This is a genomic window from Veillonella sp. T34266-5 (assembly GCF_002959815.1).
Taxonomy (GTDB): Bacteria; Bacillota; Negativicutes; order Veillonellales; family Veillonellaceae; genus Veillonella; species Veillonella atypica.
The window spans coordinates 20,725-42,630 of the sequence record NZ_PPCZ01000015.1 but is presented as its reverse complement, the minus strand read 5'-3'; the positions used below and the strand labels follow the sequence as shown (position 1 = coordinate 42,630).

The following is a 21,906-nucleotide window of genomic DNA, read 5'->3' as shown; positions in this document are numbered from 1 at the left end:
ATACTCTTTTATCGCTCCTTCATATCGTCCTACCGTATCCACATAATATCCTCTACACCAGAAATGTCTATTTCCATACTTATATTTTAAATTTGCGTGTTTATCGAATATCATGAGGCTACTTTTGCTTTTTAAATATCCCATAAAACTTGATACACTTAAATGTGGTGGAATAGTTACTAGCATATGAATATGATCCGGACAGCATTCTGCCTCTATAATCTCTACATTTTTTCTATTACATAAATCTCTTAAAATTTTACCTACATCAGCTTTTATCCGACCATAAATTATTTGTCTTCTATACTTTGGTGCAAAAACAATATGATATTTACATCTCCATTTACTATGTGATAAGCTTTTTACGTCATTCATTGACATTGAACCTCCTATGTTGAAATGTTGTGGTTGCCAGACCAACTTTATTTTACCACTAGGAGGTTCTTTCCTTTTCTCTAAGAATTTTTTACCGACCCCCAGTTTAACTGGGGGTTTAGTCATGCCTATTCGGCGCACAATAAAAAAGACCTCACATCAGACGATGTGAGGTCTCAGCATGGCGGAGGATTAGGGATTCGAACCCTAGCGACGGTAACCCGCCCTAACGATTTAGCAAACCGTCCTCTTCAGCCTCTTGAGTAATCCTCCATGCTTTACTGGGTAATCATATCATACCCAATAAGGCGTTGTCAATTGAATTATTTCAACATAGATTCAATGAACCAAATTTGTTTTACATAATATTCAATATGGTCTTCCATCATGTTGGAAAGCAAGAAATTATCTTCTTCACCAGCTGCTTCACGAATAGCAGCAGCTTGATCTTTCATATATTTGAAGTCATGAAGTAAAATTTCGATAACTTTATGTTGAGGAATATTTTCTTGACCTAGTTCACCGATTTTTGCCAATTTAGCATATTCAACAGAATTTACCAATGGGAATTCACCTTGCATTTTTACATGTTCAGCGACTGCATCAAAGTATTCAAATGCTTCATCATAAATGGATTCCAAGTATTCATGGATAGATTTGAATTGTGGACCAGTTACATTGAAATGAAGGTTGTGTAATTTTACATTCCATACAGAAAGATCTGCTAAATATTGATTAACTTGTTGTACGTTTTTCATAATAATTACTCCTTTTTCATTTAATTCTCAATTACAATTTATCCTAACATCAGGATAAATCCAGTCGGCTTTTATGCCTGTTATTTATTTCTGTAATTTGTAATCAATATTGATTACATGATTATATTAGCAATAATGATTTTCCTTGTCAATAACTTTATCGATTTTTTTCAATGAAATTTTTATGAAACAAAAAAGCCTCTTACCATCAGATATGCATCTAACAGCAAGAGGTCTAAACCAATCTATATTATATATAGTATTCTATGTAGTTTTCAGGATATGGGCTATCATTAGATGCGCCATTTTTATTCTTTCGTCTAGGCTTCCGAACGTACATATTTTCTGGATCTGTTTCAAAGATAACCATATCTTTCGGAATATCGTGTTTTATAACTAGATTACAACCGATTTTAGTGCGCGCTCCAATCGTAATATCCCCTAAAATTTTTGTACCTGTACCAATGAGTACATCATCTTCAATGGTGGGATGGCGTTTTGTTTTCTTAGAGGACATACCGCCCAATGTTACTTGGTGGAACAATGTTACATTATCTCCGACGATGGCCGTTTCACCGATAACAACGCCCATACCATGGTCAATAAATAAGCCGCGACCTATGGTAGCACCGGGATGAATCTCAATGCCTGTTACATGACGAGAATGAAGTGCTATACGGCGTGCCAATGTAGGCCACCCTGCCTTATAGAGGCGATGCGCAAAGAAATGCCAAAACAAGGCCGTAATATGAGGATACGTCCATATAACCATCCACACATTTGTGGCAGCCGGGTCAGAATCCATGACGCGTTTAATATTGTATTGAATTTTGCCCCATAATTCGCGCAAACCTTGCATCATAAGTACTCCATATCTACATTCATTACACGAACAGTGTGTCTATCAAAAATATAACGCCCTTGGATACTCCCAAGGGCGTAAGTCACGGTTTTAACGATAACCAAACTATACACTGGGTATAATCATTTGTACACTCTATAAATATATTCCTACTCTAACACCTAGGAATATATCTGTCAAGAATTTTGAGGCTCTTTAAAGTCCGCAGTTTATAGGAAATAACTGAGTTTATCGTATCTTACTAAGTGTGTTAATTACCGAATCCCACGTAATAGGCACAGTCACAATGGCAACGGCAATTCCTATCCATAAAAGACTACCCACGATAACTATAAGCCTAGAGAGCACAAACTGGAACGCCCTACTATTGCCATGTAGGATGATGTTCTTTCGTTCATGCAATACAATATGACCCCATAAGAAACCAGCCAAGGTATACGTTAAAATATGTGGATCTAATATCAAATAAGAAACCACATCTGGCATATGCTCTTTTCTAGATATAATTGGTGAAAGCAAGCCATTCACTTCAACAGCCCATAGTTTATACCAGAATAACATCAATATGGCAGGCCACATAGAACGCCATGTCATCCATAAGACATAACAATAATTTACCAATGCCCCTGCTACTTGACCAGGATGCTGTTGTAAATATCGTTCCATCCAAGAGTTCGAACTGTAACCTTGCTCAATTTGCCAATAGTGAAACTGTACATTTCGTTCCCCATGTGTAAAATCTACGAATCCCAAGGTTTGTAGTAGGACGAGAGCAAATATAACAATGGTAACGAGCTGAAACCATTCACTAAACAGCCAGCTAGACGGCACCATACTGTCTGTTACAGTAATGTCGATGCGCAATACTAATAGTATCAACGCTATATAAGCACTCCATCGTGTCCATCGGCTGTATGTATGTAATGAACTATGACTACCAACGACGAGCGCTGCTGGATGCAAAGACAATAATAGGCCAAATACAAAGCAAAATATGATTGCCGAGATGACAGCTATAAATTCGTAATTCATCTTAACGGTACGCTACGCGTTCAGGCTGCATATCATGGAAATGAAGGCGCTCTTTCGCCGTCTTTTCCCACTCTGTACCAGGCTTGCCGTAATTTGCATATGGATCGATGGACAAACCACCGCGCGGTGTAAACTTGCCCCATACTTCGATGTACTTAGGTTCCATCAACTTAATGAGGTCCTTCATGATGATGTTGATACAATCTTCGTGAAAATCCCCATGGTTGCGGAAACTAAATAGATATAATTTTAAAGACTTGGACTCTACCATTTTCTTATCTGGTACATACGAAATATAGATGGTCGCAAAGTCTGGTTGACCTGTCATAGGACACAAGCTTGTAAACTCAGGACAGTTAAACTTAACGAAATAATCATTATCAGGATGTTTGTTATCAAATGCCTCTAACACCTGTGGTGCATAATCAGTAGGATAATCGGTCTTGTGACCTAACATCGTTACGCCTTGTAACTCTTTTTCAGATCTGCCGGATGCCATAAGGAACCTCTTTCTATAAAATATAAATTCTGCGAAAGTATTCAATATAAATAAATTATATCATACGTAATGCTAAAAAAGTCCTAAATATCCCGCTATATACGATCAAAGTATCTAATAATAAGTCAAAACATATAAATATATGTATAATGCTACTAGAAATAACCAAACATATACGCCTGCTTTAAAATTAGACTGTAATATTTCTACTTTATCACTTTCAAACTCATCATTTTTAAGCATAAAGTACATTCCAACCAAAGAAATCCCCATACAAAATATCCACCAAAACAACATAGTAAATGGAGATATTAAATTACGTAAGAAAAATATTCCCAATCCAAGTACTAAACTAAAAGTATAGATAATTCTAGCTAAACTAAGCTCACCTTTATGCGTAATAAGTTTGTATATAAAGAATATAATACCAAACATTATGATTAAATCTTGATACATTACTTATCTATATCCTTTTTCAAATTAAATTTAATTTCATCTTTAACGTGACAGCCAAATGTTGCACCAGTAACACCTAATGAAGTATGACACATTACACGACCTAACCACACACCAACAATTTTATATACATCAGGATAACATGGTTGATTTTTTTAGCAAAGTTTATATTATCAATGAGTTTATAATTCATACAAAATAAACCATTAACTTATTCTAGCTTAATTTAAATTGCATGAAATTAAAGTTTATAATAAAATATTCATATACATCTGATAACATTAGTTTATTCAGAACGATATAACACCTTATGGAGGTTCCTTATGAAACTAAAACAGCTTATTTTATCTAGCATCGCTCTAGGTGCGTTAGCTTTCACAGTAGGCATGGCGCAACCAGCACATGCAGCAATCGGTATAGAAACACCTGCACCAGCTCAAAATTTAGAAAAACCTGCATCTGTAACGACACAACATCACATCAATGTAGATGGCAAGGTATTAGAGCCGGTGAAAGACCATCAAAACGTAGCCTATGTAGATGGCCAACCGCTCGTAGCATTGCGCCAAGTATCAGAAGCGTTAGGCTATAAGGTAGCGTGGGACGCACCAACAAAAACTGCATTGGTAGACATGAGCATTGCTACACTAGCCATCCAACCAGATCATGCGCAAATCGTAAGAAAAGGCAAGTTGCAAATCATCAACCTTGATACATCCGAATCAATGCTTCCTACACCGCGCATGATAGATGGTCAATTATTCGTGAGTCCTAGCGCATTCAAATTGCTATTAAATGACGTAAAAATCACGAAGGATGAAATTTTTATTGCTCCACAACGTGCTCAGCTAGCATCTACAACCAATACGAACGGGCCTCACAAAAACGAAATCAGTACATTCTTGCCGCCATCAGACAATACATCTGATAAGGTAGAGACTAGTTCTAAAGTGGAATCCAACACAAAATCCACTACAAAGGACGAACCTCTTATCAAGGTTAAACATACGCAAACAACTGACAAAAACACAAAATAATAATACAAATAGTAAAGCCCTTCGGATGATACCGAAGGGCTTTGGTATATGCAACAACGGCGGTTCCAAGAAGGACCGCCGTTTTGTTATCCCCTATTATTTAAATAGAGTGTTAAACAAGTTTTGCAACAAGGAAAGCAAAGAGCTAAGAATATCTTGTGCTGTTTTATCTGTATTAATTGTAGTATTAGCTGTTGTTACAGAACCAGCCGTTTTAGTAGGCTCTACTGTTGTTGTAGTGTTGGCAGCAGGAGCTGGTGTAACTGTAGTGGCTACAGGTTCCAAAGGTGCTCTACCCGTAGATGGTGTAGGTGTCAAAACTGGTGGGCGAATGGAATCAGTATATTTATAGCCATAAGATGCGTTAGCTGGTTGTGCTGTAAATGCTACAACGCCTAAAGCCATAACAGACGCCATAAGTGTTATAGATAATTTTTTAGCTTTTCTCATAAGAAACCTCCTAATAAAACACATATATAATCCACTATGTTATCAAATGTTTTGATAACATTTCGCATTTTATACTTAAGAGATAAGCTGAACATGAAAATTTTCAAATTTCATCGAATCTTAATCGATTTCAAGCTATCGGAAAATCCTTTGATTGCTTCTTTGGCATCATCTAAAACGCCTTTTGCATCACTTGGTGGCTTTATACCTTCGTGCTTCATCGATTGACTATTATCTTGAGCGCGTTTCATATTTTGACTTGCCTGTGCCATATCATTTTTTATACCATCCATTGTACGCCCAAGCTCGCCAAAGATACTTTCATCATAAATGGCAAAATTACTCCCCCCATTGGATGTAATATTCAATGGCCCCAATGTTAATTCGCCATTATCGATATGCAATGCATCCGTTGAAATCGTTGTTACCGATGTATGTACTTTCACATCAAAGAACGATAAATGACGTCCTTGATTGTGAAAGCGTCCCGTAATAGATTGTATAGGAATGAGTATGTAACGACCTGCACCAGATGTAAAATCGCCCCACACCACCATATCTTTAGGCTGTCCCTTACTTGAGAAGTTAAGGTCCGCCGATACAGGAACAGCAAAATCCGGTGTTTTTAAGGCCATGCTACTATCTAGATTCGTGGCAACCCCTGTTAATTCATAGGCCCGTGTATCTAGATTATATACACCTTTAGCCTTTAACTTACCGCCAAATACATTAGCATATACCTCTTTAAAATCTAATATTCCATCTTGATAGGTCACATCGCCTACCACATTTTCAAAGGTTAGTGCAGGGATTCTAAGGATTGGCATGGTAACACGCCCCGATGCAAAGGGCCGATTAATATCCCCCGTCACTGCTGTCAGCAAGGTCATCTTATCGTGAATACTATCACCAAATCCCAGGGACGCCGGATCTACGCCATAAATATTTAACTTCATATCGAGTGTAGGCATACGATGCTTGAGCACATCCTTTAGATCGATGCGGCCTTCCAATGTGAGGCCATCCCCAATGGCGGTGCCTCCGAATTTACCAGTTATTAGATTCATGCGAATGGCACGATTCGTATCGATATCAAATCGAGCATTAACATTATTCATCACATAATGTCGATTCTTTTGGAATATTTCCAATTGACAGTCTGAAAGCTTCACAATCGCATCGATATGTTGACCATTCCAGTTAAAGTTACGCACCTTTTTCCCTAGCTCTTCTTGACGTTCTAGGGTCGTTTTTTTTGGTGCTTTAGGTCGCTGTTCTACTTCAGATAAGGGTTTGTTAATATCAGGAGAAGCCGGCACAAAATCAACTCGATTATCGTCATCTAAATCTACTACAATGACCGCATCATTTAATTCTATGCCTCGTATGGCAGAGGCCTTGAAATTACGAGTAATCACATCCCACATATTAACGCGTATCTTACCGGAAGGTACGGTCATCAACTGACGCCCATCGTCATCAGACCATTGCAAATCCTCAAAAGATATGGTCCCCCATGGGGTAGCGCTCAGGCTAGCGACGGTAATAGTCCCTCGCATCATGGTCTGACGTGCTATCACATCATTAAAAATAACCCCCATCCCTCGACTCGCAATAGTAGCTAAGATGGAAATAATGACCACCGTAATTCCAATAAATGCAATGATGCCTAGTATACCTCGCTTATATAGTTGTATATATTTGCTCCAATACGAGCGTAATCGTCTAGTCATACAATTATTATAGCATTAAATTTTACAAAACCAATCACCCACAAATGTATAAACGCAAAGAGCTGCTACACACCAAGGTATGTAGCAGCTCATATATTATATATATGATTAATTAAGCTTCATCGTCAGTAACGGCCTTCGTACCACGCGTACCGGTTCTAATCCGCATAGAATCTTCTACATCGTACACGAAAATCTTACCATCTCCTACCTCGCCAGTTTGCAAGGTATCGCGCGCCGTATCCATTACAAGATCAACAGGCACGTCACATACAACGGTTTCAACCTTCACCATTGGTACGAGATTGACCGCATACTCTTGCCCACGATAGACTTCGGTATGCCCTTTTTGCAATCCACAGCCAAATACTTGGGAAACCGTCATCCCTTGAATGCCAATGCGATTCAAGGCCTCTTTTAAATCTTCTAATTGCTCTGCCCGAGCAATGATATCTACTTTCTTCATCCGTTTCATAGTATCACCTCATCTGCGTTTTCATTACTTCTATTGTACCATCTGTGAAAGCTAGCTTTCACCATGAATACGTTACACCAAGGAATGTTGGTCAGAGGTAATAAAACGTCCACTGCTCTTAAATTCAGATTGATTATACGCACCTTCGCCATGTTCACTAATGTCGATTCCCAAGGATTCGGCACTAATGCTAACGCGCATATCCATAAAGTAGCTAACCACCTTGAAGATGACAACTGTGCCAATAATAGCAAGGGCAATGGCTACGACGAGAGAAATCAATTGAGGAACGAGCAAGTTACCACCATAGAACAATCCATCTGCGCCATCAGGATTTACAGTAACCGTAGCAAATAAGCCTGTTGCAATAGCGCCCCACGTACCGCCTACACCATGAATACCAAAGGCATCGAGAGAATCATCATAACCAAACTTGCTCTTTAAAATTGCGACCGCCACATAGCAACAGATGGCGCCGATAAAGCCAATTGGAATCGCCGCTACAGGTGTTACAAAACCAGCTGCTGGCGTAATAGCAACAAGGCCAGATACGCCACCAGATACGGCACCTAACACGGTCGGTTTACCACGGTGATATCGTTCTACCAATACCCATCCAACGATGCCGATAGCAGCAGACATTTGGGTCGTCAACACTGCATTTGCAGCCAAGGGGCCTGCCCCTAGAGCGGAACCGGCATTAAAGCCGAACCAACCAAACCATAACATGGCACCACCGAGGACGGTCATTGGCAAGTGATGCGGTAACATTGGCATGCGCCCATAACCGCGACGACGACCTAAGAGCAAACAAAGTACGAGACCTGATACGCCAGATAATACATGGATAACAAGACCACCTGCAAAGTCGAGTGCTCCTAGATTGGCGAGGAATCCACCGCCCCATACCCAATGGGCCATAGGATTATAAATGAGTACGGACCAAATCACAGCGAATACTACAAAGGGTGCAAAACGCATACGACCCGTAATAGAACCGCTCATGATAGCTGGTGTGATAATAGCAAACATGCATTGAAATGCAATAAATGCCATTTCTGGGATATTCGCACCTTCCATGATGCTATTCTCTGTGCCCATAAGACCAATTTTATTGAGGCTACCAATAATACCATGTACATCGTCACCAAAGATCAATGTGTAGCCTATGAGCATAAATTCTACAGAAATCACACCGATTAGAAAGAAGCTCTGCATGATAGTGCTAAGTACGTTTTTACTCCGTGCCATACCTCCATAAAATAAGGCAAGCCCTGGTGTCATGAAAAACACCATAGCAGCCGCTATGAGTATCCATGCCGTATTACCTGTATCGATACCTATCATAATAGACTCCTTTCATAAAAAAAGCACCTAGTCTCAGAATATTCTGAAAACTAGGCACCGTTACCTAACTATTTTATTGTTGAAATACATCTTTACTTACATCCTATAGCATTTCTAACTATATGTCAATAAATTCTATAGAATATATGAAATGACAAATGTATCTTAATTGACACTCAAACAAATAGAACACGCACCCACTAATGTGAGTGCGTGTTCGTATAGTATAGCAAATCAGAATTATGCTTTTACTTCTTTACCGTATTTTACAAGGCTTTCAGCTTCAATTTCAGCTTGTGTACGGTAGTCTTGAGGCATGCTAGACAAGCGAATCCAGCTACGTACAGCCTCTACTAATACGATGAGGATCATGAGGAACATAGCAGCACTGAATGCTACTAGGATCCATTTACCAGCAGGAATGTAGCTGTTAAATACGTTTTCAAAGTCCGCAGCGATAGCAACGATAGCCATTAGGATACAAGGAATACCTGTTACCCATGCATAGCGTTTGTGACCAAGACGCATAATAACTGTAGTACCTACGGCCAATGTCATAGTACCCAATAATTGGTTAGATACGCCGAATAGAGGCCAAATAATACCGATGTTACCTTGTAGAACTAGGTAGCCCCACAATACGCATATAAGAGCTGCACAGCCATATACGCCTGGTTTCCAATGTTGATCGTTAAATTTAGGATGGAAATGACCTAATAATTCTTGAAGCAAGTAACGACCTACACGCGTACCAGCATCGATTAATGTCATGATGAACAATGCTTCGAACATGATACAGAAATGATACCAGTAACCCATCAAGTGAGACATGTTAGGCAATTTAGAGAAGATATGAGCCATACCTACTGCAAGGGATACGGCACCACCAGGACGGTGCATCAAGTCTTCGCCAACCATTGCGGACAATGCTGGTAATTCATGAACTTGAAGTCCTAATGCCTTAAAGGATTCAACTGTGGAGTTAATAGCAAAGTAATCATCTGGATGCAATGCAGTGGCTGCGATCAGCGCCATCATGGCGATGAAGCCTTCTGTTAACATCGCACCATAACCGATAGGCAAGATTTCTTTTTCATTAGTAAGCATTTTAGGTGTTGTACCTGTTGCGATAACAGTATGGAAACCAGATAACGCACCACATGCGATAGTAATGAAGATGTAAGGGAATACAGAACCTTTCAATACAGGACCGCCGCCCCAGATGTAAGGGGTAACAGCTGGCATTTGAATTTCAGGCATTACGATGATAATACCAAGAGCCAATGCGCCGATTGTACCGATTTTAAGGTATGTGGACAAGTAGTCACGAGGAGCAAGCAACAACCATACTGGCAATGCTGCTGCAAAGAAACCATAGATAGCAAGCATGATTTCGATGGTTTGCAAATCATATGTGAACCAAGAAGCATATTCGCTAGCTGCTACGTTTGGACCGTAAATGATAGCTGCAAAAATCAATGCTACACCGATAACAGTTGCTTCTTGAATTTTACCAGGACGCAACCATTTCAAATAAATACCAATAAAAATAGCGATTGGGATTGTAGCAAATACGGAGAAGAACCCCCAAGGGGAGTTATGCAATGCGTTAGCTACTACTACGGCCATACCAGCAAGGGTGATGATTAATAGGAACAATGTAGCAAGCATAGCACCGAAACCAGCAAATTTACTGATTTCTTCACGGGCAATATCCGCGATAGATTTACCATCATAGCGAACAGATGCGAACAAGATAACCATGTCATGTACGGCACCAGCGAGTACGGAACCAATTAGAATCCATAATGCACCAGGCAAATACCCGAATTGAGCTGCAATAACAGGACCTACGAGAGGGCCTGCACCAGCAATCGCTGCAAAGTGATGACCAAATGTTACCCATTTGTTTGTTGGCACGTAATCGTGACCATCATTGTGAACCATAGCTGGCGTTGGGCGATACTGATCGAGTGTGAGCACCTTGGCCGCTATGAAAGCCCCATAAAAGCGGTACGCTAAAATTAGAATACACGCGGAGGCTATAACTAAGTAAATACCATTCATAACCATAAAAACACCTCCAATGTACATGACATCGGAGGTGCCGAATAAATATTTCTAATAAAACTAGGTCTCCAATGCCACTGTAGCTTATAAATTGATGAGTACTTACATACTCATTGTATATCTAAACAAAAATATGTCAATTTACACTTTCTCATTCTAGATACTCATTATTCATTAAAAGCATATATCGAAGACTATTTTATTTTTTTAATATGATATTTCCAAACGTGCGTAACAGATTAAGCCCAACAGATCCGCTTTTTTCAGGGTGAAACTGCATGCCATACACATTCCCCTTCTCAACAACGCCCGGTACTTTAATCCCATAGTCTGCAGTTGTTGTAACATATTGAGAATCTGTCTCTACGTAATAAGAGTGCACAAAATATGTATATTTATCAGCTACATCAGAAAAAGCACTGTCTTTGCGGCATAGTGTATTTTGATTCCACCCCATATGAGGTACACGAAGGCCGAGGTTATTAGGAATGGCTTTCACAGTGCCCGGTATAATACCCAATCCGGGAGTCGGTCCATATTCTTCAGATTCATCAAATAAAAGCTGCATCCCTAAACAAATACCAAGCAATGGTATATTGCGCTCCACCACCTCATGAATAACGTCAATAAGACCGCGCTCACGAAGGACGGAAACAGCCGATGCATAGGCGCCGACACCCGGTAGAATCACACCATCAGCAGCCAATATAATATCTCGATCAGCGGTCAATACCGCATCAAGACCGATATGTTGTAATGCTTTTTGTACATTAAATGTATTGCCCGCATCATAATCAATTATGGCAATCATAGTGACATCCTTTCTTTTACGCCTATGTAAATAGCAACATACGTCGCAATGTACATCGCTATATAAATGGCCTACATTATTGACGAGCCATATACTCTTTCAAAATAGCGCGCATAATAGCACCATCACTAGCAGGTGGCAATGTTACACGCAACCAATTGTCTCGTTGTCCACGGCGTACTTGATAGCCCTTGGCGAGCCATTCATCAGCAAGACTATCCGCATTAGGTACGGACATAAAGATAAAATTAGCACCGCTCTTATAATAAGTACCACCCACTTCATCCAATGTTTGTTCCCACAAGGCACGTTCTGCGGCATTCTTCTCTATAGTGCTGCGCAAAAATTCACGATCACCAAAGGCAGCCTCAGCAGCTACTTGGGACAAAGTATTCAAATTATATGGCAAGCGAATGGTTTGAATATAGTTCGCTAATTCAGCGCTACTCATCATATAGCCTACGCGATAGTTCGCAAGGCCATAGGCCTTAGAGAAGGTACGCATAATAAATACATTAGGAAATTCATCAAGCAAAGCTCGTGCCGTTGGCACCTCTACGGAGGTTACGAAATCGATATAAGCTTCGTCGATGATGACTAACACATCTTTTGGCAATGTACTGATAAAGTTACGAATATCTTCAACAGTTTCATAGGTCCCTGTTGGATTGTTAGGATTACAAATCCATACGAGGCGCGTCGTAGTATCTACGGCTTGACGCATCGCCTTAAAATCGTATTGACCTGTAGACTCGATGCATGGCACCTCGTGAATGTCCGCCCCTTCTACGAGGCCGTTAAGGCCGTATTCAGAAAAGGCTGGAACGCTGATGACAATAGAATCACCGGCATTGATAAATGTTTTATTTACCATGGAAATCACTTCATCAAGACCGACGCCAATGACGAGTTGATTTTCTGCTACCTTCCAATAATCTGCTAGGACGCTTCGCAAGGATGATGCATTGCCATCAGGGTATAGGTTGGCATCATTGTTCGTAACATAATCTAATACTGCTTCGCGCACCTTTGGCGATGTACCATAAGGATTTTCATTAGCTGATAATCGCACAAGGCGCTCCACACCGAGGCGAGCTTTGACGGATTCCGCCGGTTCCTCTGGCACATACGGCTTTAATTGGCCAATAATCTTCTTCATACTCTACTCCTTACAACTCTGTAATCGCTTTGCGTTCCTGTGTTTTGCTGATGACACCTTCACGGCTTGCCAACTCTTCTAAGATGGCTTCATAAGGAACGCCTTTTTCTACCAATAGCACGAGCAAATGATAGAGTACGTCTGCTGTTTCATATACTAGCTCTTGAGGGTCTTCGTTTTTAGCAGCGATGACAACTTCTGTTGCTTCTTCGCCCACCTTTTTCAAGATTTTATCGAGTCCTTTGTCGAACAAGTAATTCGTATAGGATCCTTCCTTTGGGGTATCCTTGCGCCCTTTGATAATGGCGTATAATTCTTCTAATGTTTGTTGATTGGCCATTGTTCTTCTCCTTTGTGAAAGCTAACGCCTATGCGTCATCTCACCTCATATTTCGTATGTCTCTACGCTTCTACATCGTTAAAAAAGCAGCTCACCGCTCCTGTATGACATGCAGGCCCTTCCGCATTGACGAGGACTAGCAATGTATCGCCATCGCAATCGAGCTTCATATCCACCACATGTTGCACATTGCCACTGGTACCACCCTTATGCCAAAGTTCTTGGCGAGAACGAGACCAGAACCAAGTTTCCTTGGTTTCCAATGTTTTGTGAAAGCTCTCTTCGTTCATCCACGCCACCATGAGCACTACTTTTGTTGTATTATCTTGAACGACCGTAGGTAACAGGCCGCCACCCTTATTAAAGTCTGGTTTCATGTATGCTACAATCTCCTACCCTATCTAACAGCAATGCCAGCTGCCTTCAATTGTGATTTTAAATCGGGAATGCTAATTTCACCAAAGTGGAATATAGACGCTGCCAGCGCACCGGTAACACCAGTTTCGGTGAATACATCGATAAAATGCTGTACCGTACCTGCACCACCGGAGGCGATAATTGGTACATCTACGACCTCTTCCAAGGCTTTATATAGTTTAATATCAAAGCCGGATTTAGTGCCGTCCTTATCCATGCTCGTTACAAGTAACTCACCAGCGCCACGGCTCACAGCTTCTTTAGCCCACGCAAGGGCTTCCCAATCGCTACGCTTGCGACCACCATGGGTATACACATACCATTTACCCGTCTCTGGATCCGTTTTTACATCAATGGCTACTACCATACATTGGTTGCCAAACTTTTGAGCGCCTTCACTAATGAGTTCTGGACGCGCTAAAGCCGCTGAATTAAGCGATACCTTATCGGCGCCAGCTTTCAATAGCGCGCTCATATCATCCACCGTTTTAATGCCACCACCTACGGTGAGGGGCATGAACACATGTTTTGAAATATCTGTCACCACATCGCGCATTGTCGTACGTCTATCCACCGTAGCCGTAATATCGAGAAATACGAGCTCATCGGCGCCCTGCTCCTCATAGGTAGCAGCAATATCAACAGGGCTCCCTACATCAACGAGGTTTACAAAGTTAACACCTTTTTTTACGCGACCATTATCTACGTCTAAACAAGGAATAATCCGTTTTGCTAACATGATGCATTCTCCTTATTAAACGCAGCAATTTCCTCTAATGTAATAGTGCCTTCATACAAGGCCTTGCCTACAATACTGTCTACTACACCGCGTTGTTCAAGGTTTTTAATATCCTCTAAATTGCGGACACCACCGGATGCAACAATACGGGCCGTAGGGAATTGATCTTGTAAGGAACCCAATAGGTCTTCATTAGCACCTTGCATAGTGCCATCTCGGTCCACATCGGTAACGATAAAATACTTAGCACCGGCTGCCACCATAGCACCGATAAGGTCGGTCATAGGTACATCAGATTGGTCGAGCCAACCTTCCGCAGCGACCTTACCATTCTTACCATCTACACCGATAACGATGCGTTCTGGGCCGTATTCTGCGATAACCTGTTTCGTCAATTCAGGATTCTTAAGGGCTACGGAGCCGAGAATAACGCGATTAACGCCCATTTCTAAATATAAATCTACAGCCGCTTTATCGCGAATACCGCCACCGATTTCTAACACACCTGTAAATGCAGCGCGTACGCGTTTAACAATATCTACATTGACCGGTTTCCCTGCCTTCGCCCCATCTAAATCGACGAAGTGCAACGCACCAACACCAGCAGCCTCGTATTGAGATGCTTGGTCAACCGGATCCGGATTAATGATGGTTTCCTTCGCAAAATCGCCCTTATATAGGCGTACGCTGCGACCATCTTGTAAATCTATAGCTGGAAAAATCATAGTATCTCCTCTATTCACGAATCTTATGTGGCCCTGCTTTCACCATTCACAAGGACTCGATTAAATCATGCCCTTTGTAGAATTCACACCATGAATGTCTGGGTTAATCGTAACCGCCTTACGCAATGCGCGACCAGTAGCCTTAAACATGCTTTCAATAATATGATGCGTATTGCGACCATATTCATTGCGCACATGTAAATTCATGGCTCCGCTCACAGCCAAGGCTTGGAAGAAATCCTCTACCAATTCTGTTTCAAAATTGCCACCCAACACAGGTGTTGTAAATTCACCATTAAACACGAGGTATGGACGACCACTTAGATCGATGACAACCTGTGTCAACGCCTCATCCATAGGCACCCACGCGTCTCCATAGCGTTCGATACCCGCCTTGTCACCAAGGGCTTGTGTCAATGCTTGACCCAAGGTTAATGCAATGTCCTCCACCGTGTGATGCGCATCTACGTACGTATCGCCTACGGCTTTCACAGCCAGACCAAAACGGCCATGCTTAGCCAACAAATGGAGCATATGATCAAGGAAACCGATGCCTGTATCAACGTGAATATCTTGATTTCCATCTAGGGTAAGTGTAATTGTAATATCAGTTTCGCCCGTTTTACGAGTTACCGTAGCTGACCGATTTGTTCTCATCATAGTATCCTCTTTATCATTAGGGAGGCCCTTGCGGGAATCTCCCGATCCATACAATTATTTTTCAAAGCGTACATCAATAGCACGAGCATGTGCTTCAAGGCCTTCTGTACGAGCCAATGTAGTAATATCCTTCGCCACTTCTTGCAAACGTTCACGACTAAATTGAGTAAAGGAAATGCGTTTTACGAAATCGTACACACCTAGTGGGGACGAGAATTTTGCAGTACCGCTCGTAGGTAATACGTGGTTTGTACCGCCTACATAGTCACCCAATGGTTCAGATGCATATCTGCCAAGGAATACGGAACCTGCATTTTCTACCATGCTCATATATTCCATAGGGTCTGGCAATTGAATTTCCAAATGTTCTGGCGCCACTTCGTTCATTACAGTAAACATATCTTCTACGCTATCCATAACAGCAATATAGCTGTTATTTTCGATAGCTGGACGAGCAATGCTTTCACGAGGTAATTGTGAAAGTTGACGTTCTACCTCATCGGATACGAGTTGGGCTAGTTTTTCACTATTTGTAACCATGATAGCACGAGCTCGTGGATCATGTTCTGCTTGGGATAACAAATCCGCTGCAAGATGTACTGGATTAGCACTTTCATCAGCGATAACGCCGATTTCACTAGGGCCTGCAATCATGTCGATATCGACTTGACCAAATACTTGGCGTTTTGCAGTGGCTACATAAATGTTACCAGGGCCTACGATTTTATCTACTTTAGGAATTTGCTCTGTACCATAGGCAAGAGCCGCAACACCTTGAGCACCACCCACTTGGTATACCGCATCAACGCCAGCAAGTTTTGCAGCGCCTAGTACAGCAGGATTAATACCATCCTTTTGTGGTGGCGTTACCATAATGATTTCCTTAACACCAGCGATTTTTGCAGGCAATGCAGTCATCATAATGGTAGACGGATACGCTGCTGTGCCACCAGGAACATAGAGGCCAACACGAGCCAATGGCGTTACCTTTTGACCACGTGTGATGCCTGGTGTATCCATATCTACAAAGCCCTGTTCAATTTCACGACTGTGGAATTCGGTAATATTTTTCTTCGCTACCAATAAAGCGTGTTTTAAATCTTCTGGTAAATTGTCCCACGCTGCATCGATAATAGATTGTTCTACCTTGAAATCATCTAGTTTTACACCATCGAATTTTTCAGAATATTCACGGAGTGCTGCATCGCCATTAGCACGTACATTTTCAATGATATCGTACACGCGGCGTTCAATTTCCATATCTGTTGTTTGTTGTGTATATTGACGGACAATGCTGAGCATTGCATCAAGGGATTCTTTGTAAATTTTCATTGTATGTCCTCATTTCAAACTATGTATATCAATACTTCTATTGTAAACGTTTCTCATCACATCGCAATAGCCTATGCTATCTATTATTTATCAATAGCCGATTGTAATTGATCAATCAACGCAAAGATGGTATTTCTTTTTTGTTTCAATGCCAATGGATTTGCTACAAGACGCGTCGAGATTGGTTGGAGCCAATCATAGATTTTAAGATTATTTTCTCGTAGCGTTGTACCCGTTTCTGTAATATCTACAATGGCATCGGCCAGACCTACGAGGGGCGCCAATTCAACGGAACCTTCGATTTTAATGATTTCTACGTCTTGGGATCCGAAATATTGTTTTGTAATGGTTGGATATTTTGTACCAATCCGTTGACGACGGCCTTCCTTCGGATTGTACCCTTCTAAGGAGGCCAAGATAAATTGGCATTGGCCCGTTTTCAAATCTAGCATTTCATAAGATGTATTGTCTTGTTCATCCAGTACATCACTACCAACAATGCCTAAATCAACGACACCATTATTCAAATATGTCGTTACATCAGGGCCCTTCGCTAAGATAACCTCTACCGAATCCCCCAATGGGATAATCAACTTGCGCGCTTTGTTGCGTAATGGTTCGCAGTCAATACCACAGGACTCTAAGAGTGGAATAAAATCCTTTTCAACGCGCCCCTTTGTCAAGGCGATTCGCAATTTACCATTATCTTGAATGTTGCTTTCACCTTGCATAAGCACATCTGTAAGGACATCGATGTTGAAAGCCATACCAACGGATGGCATCGGCGTGCCATCAAATCCAGATAAGAGACCGTCATAGCGACCACCGCTGACGATGTATTGCGATACGCCATCTACATAACCTCTAAAGGTAAGGCCTGTGTAATAGGATTGAAGTGGTTCTGTAGACACATCAATGCGAACTTGTTGGCCAGTCGCTTCAATTTGTCCCGCTAGATCCATAAGGCTATCTAAAATACGTTGTGCTCCTGCAGGCAAGATGACTTGACTAAGCTCATTTTTAATATCATTTACAGTGCCGAATAAGCGAGGCCAAATCGTAAGGAATGGATACAATGCATTATTTTTAAATTCGCTAATCAATTCGTTATAGTGTGGCAAATATTTTGTAAATAACGCATCGAGCAAATCTGCCCGTTCCCCATCGGTCAAGCCCAATGCATCGGTGATAGCACGGGAGAAACGAGCATCACCAATTTCTAATAATAAGGTATTATTGAGCTGTGATTCATTCACCTCTTTAATGATGGCAAAGCATTCTAACTCGGCATCAATACCTTCATAGCCGACCATTTCGATACCACCTTGTGTAACTTGGTTAATATCGCCGCGATGCTGTTTGTTTTTCATCAACACATCGCCAAGATAGTAGAACTTGCGAGGCAATTCAATATTCGTAGTCGCCAAGAAACGACCGATCGGCATGGTTAAATCGGGACGGATAACCACAGATGCATCAGAACTACCAAAGAATTCGTACATATGTTGACCACGGCCTAATGTATAACCATTAAACACATCTTTGTATTCTACAAGGGGTGTAGAAATTTTTGTATACTGACGATTGCGACAAAGGCTGAGCAAATATTGACTCACATCATCCTTGCGCTCCGCTACAGCACCTATATCATCCCGAAAACCTGTAGGCAACTGTTTCTGTACCATGAGGATCATCCTTTCTATAAACCATGCTAATATTTCTATTTAAAATATATAGATTCTTTTAGATTTTATCACTTTATCACGCTAAAGCATAAAACTATAATAATACTCCTCTATAGAATTGTCAATAGAGGAGTATTATTTCTAGTCCCAAACCTTTGCTACATCTGCTACGCTATGCGCATCGGATCCAAGCACAAAGGGTACACCAATAATGGCAGCTATCCCTTGAATAAAACGGCTTGGGTACATTTCACCGCAATCAGGTTTAAAGAATCCACTCATATTATAGTCTAGTTCTCTACCTTGAACGCGCATAATATGTAATATATCGCTCACTAATTGAGCATTTCGTTTATCTAAATGGTGTTCAAAACCGAAATGGTGTTGGTATTTCTTAATTAAATCAAAATGACCGATTCGTTTTGGCGTATAGGCACCCAAATCAGCACGCACCGCTTGGCGAATGATACTAAAGTATTTATAGTACAATTCACTTTGATTAGAAATCCAAGGACCAAAGCCCTTTTCAAATTCCTCTGTATTATAGTCAACACAGTAGTATTTGTCACCTACGCCATCCATAAAGTGAACAGATAGAATATTATCATCCGTCAATGGACCATAGCGATCAAGAAAGTCTTGAATGTCGCTTTCAAAACCAGGGATATAATCCACCTCAAAGCCAAGGGAAATATCGATATGCGTACCATAGGCACGTTGTAATTCACGTCCCAATTCAAGATAAGAATCCACTTGATTGAGTTTAAGAGACGCCGTATCATAGGCAATTTTATCACCGCCATACTCAGCCTCAAAGGCCTTTGGTAACGGAGCATGCTCTGTTAAACACACCTTTTCGATGCGCAATTCAATGGCTTTTTCAATCATCAATGCCGTTCTATCACCGCTACCATGTGGACATAATTCAGTATGAAAATGACCATCCACCAATCGGCTACGATACGTACTATTGCCTATGAATTGCCGTTCTGCTTTCATATTTATCATAACTTACTTTACCCCTGTCTATGTGTAACATATAATCCGCAACCCCACGGACATATGAATGATTTAATATCTATTATTATACCAATAATGCGTAAGTTTCGGTATCCTGATATTTTCCATGTTTAAAACCAACTTCAGGGGTAAGTCCACAATAGGTAAAGCCGAATCGATTGTGTAATTTCGTGCTTTCCTCATTGCCTGCCGTAATAACAGATACTACATTATGAAGCATTGTATCTTCTTTAGCCATCTCTAAAATACGTTCCATCAACTGTGTTGCCACACCTTGGCCACGGTAATCTTTGTGAATATATATGGATAATTCTACAGTACTTTTGAAAGCATCCTTTAATCGATATGGTGAAAGCGATGCATAACCTACCACTACATCATTAACGGTTCCCACAATAATAGGATGATGCTCATCGCGGTGAGCATTATACCATTCATGCCACTCTCCTAACGTGCGTGGTTCGAGGTCTAAGGTGGCTACGCCGTGTTCGACCTCGTAGTTGTAAATTGTAAGACAGTCCTGTACATCATTAATTACAGCCCTACGGATTTGTAATTTACTCATAATACCCACCATATTCTACTGGATAGATCCCAGTATAGATTTCTTTAATTTAAAATATTCTATTTTACCAACTTTTTGAATCTTAAGATGTTCACGTGGTATATGTTTAATACGCTCATACACTGTCTTTTTACTTTTCTCAAGATTCTTCCATAATTCTTCTCTAGTAATGCCTGGACCAATCATAAACAAAGAGGTCTGTAACAGAATATAATATATATTTTGTACCACTTCATCTGTGATACCTTGATTAATAAAGAACTGTTCTAATTGATTACAAGCATTACGTAATCTTTCTAAACGAGTATTAAGCAAGTCATGTAAATTATCTATCGTATCAACTAAAAAATTTAAAAACTGAATTATAAAAGGTGTTAAATCACCCCCATTATATTCGGATGTAGTCTTACTGAAGATTTTATAATACTTAGAACGATTTGCTTTTATCAAAGCTGATAAACGCAACGCTACCAAAGGATGAAATTCTTTTGCTAAATATGAAGAGGATATATATCGATTTATGCGCCCATTACCATCATAAAAAGGATGGATATACCCAAATATATAATGAAATACTGCAACACGAATTGACAATTGTATCTCATTATTATTTAAAAAACCCAAAGCAATATTCATAAGTCTAATAATTTCCGATTCAGGTGTTGTTCCCACATGTATTTCTCTATCAAAACCATCATAAACAGAAACTGAATCTTTTCTAAAAATCTTCCCATCTAACTTATTTTTCTCTTCAATCTCATTCGAGACCAATGCATCATACAAAGATCTAATTTCTTCATTTAAATAAAACTCTTTTTTTCCTGTTGGATTTAAGATATCTCTATATTTCGAAACAACACTACTAAACCGTTTGATTTCAGTAACATTCGTACCAATTGCTTCCTGTATTTCCCGTCTACTACTATGAACACCTTCTATATCGTTACTAGCCTTAATTTCTTCGACTAAAAAAGTGTTAAGTAAATACGGATGCATAATTAAAGGAACTTCTTTTAACAACTCTAAAAATGCAGAATGTTTTCTCTCAATTTTAATCATTACATCAAGAATATCCTTATGATATACAAAGAAAGCTGAAAAACTTTTTCTTCTATTAATTTGTGTTATAGATATTCCTATATGCTCTGTATTTTCAGACGTATATCGTGTATTAAGTATCTCTTGCCATTTTTCGGGATATTTATAATACACCTTATATAAAGGTTCATATGACATACTTCCTCCTCCTTTCATAGACTTTTAAAACGTAAAAATCATAAATTTTACTTTTATATTTTCAATATAACAAAAGTGAGTGGTAAAAACAACGTTTTTTACCACTCACTTTATATATTTAAA

The 21,906-nt window shown here is 40.3% G+C and carries 24 protein-coding genes and 1 tRNA gene; 1 reads left to right on the top strand and 24 read right to left on the bottom strand.

The window, feature by feature from the left end; all coding sequences use genetic code 11:
• The 7 genes from tnpA to VIHSUH07_RS05820 form a co-directional block, all read right to left on the bottom strand.
• The coding region (gene tnpA, locus VIHSUH07_RS05850) for an IS200/IS605 family transposase (RefSeq protein ID WP_105084245.1) at nt 1-375 on the bottom strand (375 nt) is incomplete at its 3' end.
• Between the two features lie 182 nt (nt 376-557).
• Nucleotides 558-648, bottom strand: a tRNA-Ser gene (locus tag VIHSUH07_RS05845).
• A gap of 50 nt (nt 649-698) precedes the next feature.
• A complete protein-coding gene (locus VIHSUH07_RS05840; protein ID WP_038124636.1) occupies nt 699-1,133 on the bottom strand; it encodes a Dps family protein in 435 nt (144 codons plus the stop codon).
• 250 nt (nt 1,134-1,383) lie between these two features.
• Nucleotides 1,384-1,995 carry a serine O-acetyltransferase EpsC gene (gene epsC, locus VIHSUH07_RS05835; protein ID WP_009661741.1) on the bottom strand — a complete coding sequence of 204 codons (612 nt, stop codon included), beginning with the start codon at nt 1,993-1,995 and terminating at the stop codon, nt 1,384-1,386.
• A gap of 228 nt (nt 1,996-2,223) precedes the next feature.
• Entirely contained in the window at nt 2,224-3,027 is an 804-nt protein-coding gene (locus VIHSUH07_RS05830) for a hypothetical protein (RefSeq protein ID WP_105084244.1), read from the bottom strand.
• Nucleotide 3,028: 1 nt separating this feature from the next.
• A complete protein-coding gene (gene queF, locus VIHSUH07_RS05825; RefSeq protein ID WP_005375471.1) occupies nt 3,029-3,526 on the bottom strand; it encodes a preQ(1) synthase in 498 nt (165 codons plus the stop codon).
• Nucleotides 3,527-3,640: 114 nt separating this feature from the next.
• Nucleotides 3,641-3,982, bottom strand: a complete 342-nt coding sequence (locus tag VIHSUH07_RS05820) for a hypothetical protein (RefSeq protein ID WP_105084243.1) — start codon at nt 3,980-3,982, stop codon at nt 3,641-3,643.
• A 323-nt stretch (nt 3,983-4,305) separates the two neighbouring features.
• Here VIHSUH07_RS05820 and VIHSUH07_RS05810 point away from each other — a divergent pair, with 323 nt between their 5' ends.
• Nucleotides 4,306-5,019 carry a stalk domain-containing protein gene (locus VIHSUH07_RS05810; protein WP_105084242.1) on the top strand — a complete coding sequence of 238 codons (714 nt, stop codon included), beginning with the start codon at nt 4,306-4,308 and terminating at the stop codon, nt 5,017-5,019.
• A 96-nt stretch (nt 5,020-5,115) separates the two neighbouring features.
• On the opposite strand, the gene VIHSUH07_RS05805 is transcribed toward VIHSUH07_RS05810, so the two are convergent.
• The 17 genes from VIHSUH07_RS05805 to VIHSUH07_RS05725 form a co-directional block, all read right to left on the bottom strand.
• Nucleotides 5,116-5,469 (bottom strand): hypothetical protein, encoded by a 354-nt coding sequence (locus VIHSUH07_RS05805; protein WP_105084241.1) that lies wholly within the window; start codon nt 5,467-5,469, stop codon nt 5,116-5,118.
• A gap of 110 nt (nt 5,470-5,579) precedes the next feature.
• Nucleotides 5,580-7,202, bottom strand: a complete 1,623-nt coding sequence (locus VIHSUH07_RS05800; RefSeq protein WP_105084240.1) for a membrane biogenesis protein AsmA — start codon at nt 7,200-7,202, stop codon at nt 5,580-5,582.
• A gap of 112 nt (nt 7,203-7,314) precedes the next feature.
• Nucleotides 7,315-7,677, bottom strand: a complete 363-nt coding sequence (locus VIHSUH07_RS05795) for a P-II family nitrogen regulator (protein ID WP_005375366.1) — start codon at nt 7,675-7,677, stop codon at nt 7,315-7,317.
• A gap of 72 nt (nt 7,678-7,749) precedes the next feature.
• Nucleotides 7,750-9,024 (bottom strand): ammonium transporter, encoded by a 1,275-nt coding sequence (locus VIHSUH07_RS05790; protein WP_105084239.1) that lies wholly within the window; start codon nt 9,022-9,024, stop codon nt 7,750-7,752.
• 240 nt (nt 9,025-9,264) lie between these two features.
• Complete coding sequence (locus tag VIHSUH07_RS05785) at nt 9,265-11,097, bottom strand: carbon starvation CstA family protein (protein WP_105084238.1); 1,833 nt, start codon at nt 11,095-11,097, stop codon at nt 9,265-9,267.
• 196 nt (nt 11,098-11,293) lie between these two features.
• Nucleotides 11,294-11,905, bottom strand: a complete 612-nt coding sequence (gene hisH, locus VIHSUH07_RS05780) for an imidazole glycerol phosphate synthase subunit HisH (protein ID WP_105084237.1) — start codon at nt 11,903-11,905, stop codon at nt 11,294-11,296.
• A 76-nt stretch (nt 11,906-11,981) separates the two neighbouring features.
• Nucleotides 11,982-13,064, bottom strand: a complete 1,083-nt coding sequence (gene hisC / locus VIHSUH07_RS05775; protein ID WP_105084236.1) for a histidinol-phosphate transaminase — start codon at nt 13,062-13,064, stop codon at nt 11,982-11,984.
• A 10-nt stretch (nt 13,065-13,074) separates the two neighbouring features.
• Nucleotides 13,075-13,404, bottom strand: a complete 330-nt coding sequence (hisE, locus tag VIHSUH07_RS05770) for a phosphoribosyl-ATP diphosphatase (RefSeq protein WP_105084235.1) — start codon at nt 13,402-13,404, stop codon at nt 13,075-13,077.
• Nucleotides 13,405-13,466: 62 nt separating this feature from the next.
• Nucleotides 13,467-13,781: a phosphoribosyl-AMP cyclohydrolase gene (hisI, locus tag VIHSUH07_RS05765; RefSeq protein WP_105084234.1), complete on the bottom strand. Its 315-nt coding sequence runs from the start codon at nt 13,779-13,781 to the stop codon at nt 13,467-13,469.
• Nucleotides 13,782-13,801: 20 nt separating this feature from the next.
• Entirely contained in the window at nt 13,802-14,560 is a 759-nt protein-coding gene (hisF, locus tag VIHSUH07_RS05760; protein WP_005381416.1) for an imidazole glycerol phosphate synthase subunit HisF, read from the bottom strand.
• On the bottom strand, nt 14,554-15,285 hold the full coding sequence (gene hisA / locus VIHSUH07_RS05755; RefSeq protein ID WP_105084233.1) for a 1-(5-phosphoribosyl)-5-[(5-phosphoribosylamino)methylideneamino]imidazole-4-carboxamide isomerase: 732 nt from the start codon (nt 15,283-15,285) through the stop codon (nt 14,554-14,556). Before hisA ends, hisF begins: the two co-directional genes overlap by 7 nt.
• Before the next feature lie 60 nt (nt 15,286-15,345).
• Nucleotides 15,346-15,945, bottom strand: a complete 600-nt coding sequence (hisB, locus tag VIHSUH07_RS05750) for an imidazoleglycerol-phosphate dehydratase HisB (protein ID WP_105084232.1) — start codon at nt 15,943-15,945, stop codon at nt 15,346-15,348.
• A 54-nt stretch (nt 15,946-15,999) separates the two neighbouring features.
• Nucleotides 16,000-17,277: a histidinol dehydrogenase gene (hisD, locus tag VIHSUH07_RS05745; protein ID WP_105084231.1), complete on the bottom strand. Its 1,278-nt coding sequence runs from the start codon at nt 17,275-17,277 to the stop codon at nt 16,000-16,002.
• An 83-nt stretch (nt 17,278-17,360) separates the two neighbouring features.
• A complete protein-coding gene (gene hisG / locus VIHSUH07_RS05740; RefSeq protein ID WP_105084230.1) occupies nt 17,361-18,962 on the bottom strand; it encodes an ATP phosphoribosyltransferase in 1,602 nt (533 codons plus the stop codon).
• 141 nt (nt 18,963-19,103) lie between these two features.
• Nucleotides 19,104-19,970 carry a histidinol-phosphatase HisJ gene (gene hisJ / locus VIHSUH07_RS05735; RefSeq protein ID WP_105084229.1) on the bottom strand — a complete coding sequence of 289 codons (867 nt, stop codon included), beginning with the start codon at nt 19,968-19,970 and terminating at the stop codon, nt 19,104-19,106.
• 76 nt (nt 19,971-20,046) lie between these two features.
• Entirely contained in the window at nt 20,047-20,547 is a 501-nt protein-coding gene (locus tag VIHSUH07_RS05730; RefSeq protein ID WP_105084228.1) for a GNAT family N-acetyltransferase, read from the bottom strand.
• A gap of 15 nt (nt 20,548-20,562) precedes the next feature.
• Nucleotides 20,563-21,783, bottom strand: coding sequence for a Fic family protein (locus VIHSUH07_RS05725; protein ID WP_158251386.1), 1,221 nt, complete (start codon nt 21,781-21,783; stop codon nt 20,563-20,565).
• Nucleotides 21,784-21,906 lie beyond the last annotated feature (123 nt).

Excerpts from the sequence above, each read along its gene's own strand:
- epsC (WP_009661741.1), bottom strand. The coding sequence starts at position 1,995 with ATGATGCAAGGTTTGCGCGAATTATGGGGCAAAATTCAATACAATATT.
- hisD (WP_105084231.1), bottom strand. The coding sequence starts at position 17,277 with ATGAAAATTTACAAAGAATCCCTTGATGCAATGCTCAGCATTGTCCGT.
- VIHSUH07_RS05730 (WP_105084228.1), bottom strand. The coding sequence starts at position 20,547 with ATGAGTAAATTACAAATCCGTAGGGCTGTAATTAATGATGTACAGGAC.
- hisF (WP_005381416.1), bottom strand. The coding sequence starts at position 14,560 with ATGTTAGCAAAACGGATTATTCCTTGTTTAGACGTAGATAATGGTCGC.
- VIHSUH07_RS05800 (WP_105084240.1), bottom strand. The coding sequence starts at position 7,202 with ATGACTAGACGATTACGCTCGTATTGGAGCAAATATATACAACTATAT.
- hisB (WP_105084232.1), bottom strand. The coding sequence starts at position 15,945 with ATGATGAGAACAAATCGGTCAGCTACGGTAACTCGTAAAACGGGCGAA.
- hisG (WP_105084230.1), bottom strand. The coding sequence starts at position 18,962 with ATGGTACAGAAACAGTTGCCTACAGGTTTTCGGGATGATATAGGTGCT.
- hisE (WP_105084235.1), bottom strand. The coding sequence starts at position 13,404 with ATGGCCAATCAACAAACATTAGAAGAATTATACGCCATTATCAAAGGG.
- queF (WP_005375471.1), bottom strand. The coding sequence starts at position 3,526 with ATGGCATCCGGCAGATCTGAAAAAGAGTTACAAGGCGTAACGATGTTA.
- VIHSUH07_RS05840 (WP_038124636.1), bottom strand. The coding sequence starts at position 1,133 with ATGAAAAACGTACAACAAGTTAATCAATATTTAGCAGATCTTTCTGTA.
- VIHSUH07_RS05795 (WP_005375366.1), bottom strand. The coding sequence starts at position 7,677 with ATGAAACGGATGAAGAAAGTAGATATCATTGCTCGGGCAGAGCAATTA.
- VIHSUH07_RS05810 (WP_105084242.1), top strand. The coding sequence starts at position 4,306 with ATGAAACTAAAACAGCTTATTTTATCTAGCATCGCTCTAGGTGCGTTA.
- VIHSUH07_RS05830 (WP_105084244.1), bottom strand. The coding sequence starts at position 3,027 with ATGAATTACGAATTTATAGCTGTCATCTCGGCAATCATATTTTGCTTT.
- hisC (WP_105084236.1), bottom strand. The coding sequence starts at position 13,064 with ATGAAGAAGATTATTGGCCAATTAAAGCCGTATGTGCCAGAGGAACCG.
- hisA (WP_105084233.1), bottom strand. The coding sequence starts at position 15,285 with ATGATTTTTCCAGCTATAGATTTACAAGATGGTCGCAGCGTACGCCTA.
- VIHSUH07_RS05785 (WP_105084238.1), bottom strand. The coding sequence starts at position 11,097 with ATGGTTATGAATGGTATTTACTTAGTTATAGCCTCCGCGTGTATTCTA.
- hisI (WP_105084234.1), bottom strand. The coding sequence starts at position 13,781 with ATGAAACCAGACTTTAATAAGGGTGGCGGCCTGTTACCTACGGTCGTT.
- VIHSUH07_RS05805 (WP_105084241.1), bottom strand. The coding sequence starts at position 5,469 with ATGAGAAAAGCTAAAAAATTATCTATAACACTTATGGCGTCTGTTATG.
- hisJ (WP_105084229.1), bottom strand. The coding sequence starts at position 19,970 with ATGATAAATATGAAAGCAGAACGGCAATTCATAGGCAATAGTACGTAT.
- VIHSUH07_RS05725 (WP_158251386.1), bottom strand. The coding sequence starts at position 21,783 with ATGTCATATGAACCTTTATATAAGGTGTATTATAAATATCCCGAAAAA.
- VIHSUH07_RS05790 (WP_105084239.1), bottom strand. The coding sequence starts at position 9,024 with ATGATAGGTATCGATACAGGTAATACGGCATGGATACTCATAGCGGCT.
- VIHSUH07_RS05820 (WP_105084243.1), bottom strand. The coding sequence starts at position 3,982 with ATGTATCAAGATTTAATCATAATGTTTGGTATTATATTCTTTATATAC.
- hisH (WP_105084237.1), bottom strand. The coding sequence starts at position 11,905 with ATGATTGCCATAATTGATTATGATGCGGGCAATACATTTAATGTACAA.